Raw genomic sequence first — 1,184 nt, 5'->3', positions numbered from 1 at the left:
CTCTTGTCCTACGACATCTTCCAATTCAATTTTTTTCTCCATGATATGATCATCCATAACAAATCCATTTCCTATATCAGCAGCCAAAGTGTTTACTGTTCTAAATCCTTTTTTCTCATAAACAGCAATAGTGGCATCATTATAGCGATTTACCGTAAGCCATATAATACCTAGTCTTCGGTCTTTGCATATCTCAACCAAAAACTCCATAGCCTGACTTGCATAACCTTTTCCTCGATGCTCTTTTTGTATGTAAAACTTGCTTAAAAACAGCTTGCCCTCTTCTTGCTTCATCCCTAAATAGCCGATATTATTGCCATTAATGTTCATAAAACAATATTGATAACCTTGATTTTCAATCTGATTTGTTATCGCTTGAACGGATTGAAATTTTTCCACCATATAATCGATTTGTTCCTTAGATATGATGCTTACATAATAGTCATACCAAATCTCAGATGCCAATTGAGCTAAAACCGACACTTCTTCCGCTGTCTCTACTTTTGGAAAATCAAGATTCATCAAATGCACCAACCACCTTTTCAGTTTGAAAGTCATACCTCAATATGGTGTATCCTTATTTGTAATCACTAAACCACTTTGGTTCAAGAAGCTCATATTTATGATCCTCCAATATATTGTACAAACGTTCAACCTCTTTTTCAATTCGATGGGGTGTAAACCTAATTGACCAAGCTATGACTGAAAAAACGCCCATGGCAACATATAGGCAATAAATAGTCCAAAAGTGTTCAGGCATCTTACTATTTTCGTAATATCCAGATATCTGACCAACTGAAAAAGGGATACTTACCTCTCTGTTCAGTAACGCTAACTTATGAAAGTCGTGAATCGGATCGCCCCAGTCATGATTATTGAAATCAATAACACCCTTATATTTTTTATCCTTAAGAATGATATTTCCGACATGAAAGTCATCATGTTGGAATTGATTAGGACGATTCTCAAGGTACTTCATGTTTTCATTAATAAAGTCCAGAATTTTATAATCATCCACTATTTTAATTCCACATGTTTTATAGGCTTCAAGATAGCGGTTATGCTTATTAATTGCTCGTGTACTCCATGGCTCGACAGTGTCGGGAGCCTTTAGCAAATGCATTTTAGCTAGATCCTTCCCTGCATCCACGCCAATTTGGAATTGTTCTTGGTCTGTATAATGT

The 1,184-nt window shown here is 35.7% G+C and carries 2 protein-coding genes; both read right to left on the bottom strand.

Going from position 1 to position 1,184, the window contains the following annotated elements; all coding sequences use genetic code 11:
* Positions 1 to 522: GNAT family N-acetyltransferase (locus AC1DWN_RS34065; RefSeq protein ID WP_477563235.1), on the bottom strand; the 522-nt coding region annotated here is incomplete at its 3' end.
* 55 nt (positions 523 to 577) lie between these two features.
* Positions 578 to 1,184 (bottom strand): aminoglycoside phosphotransferase family protein (locus AC1DWN_RS34060; RefSeq protein WP_477563234.1); only part of this gene is annotated, 607 nt, incomplete at its 5' end.

The organism is Paenibacillus sp. P4_A7 (genome assembly GCF_056402455.1).
The sequence above is the reverse complement of the archived record's forward strand: the minus strand, read 5'-3'. Positions and strand labels throughout refer to the sequence as shown.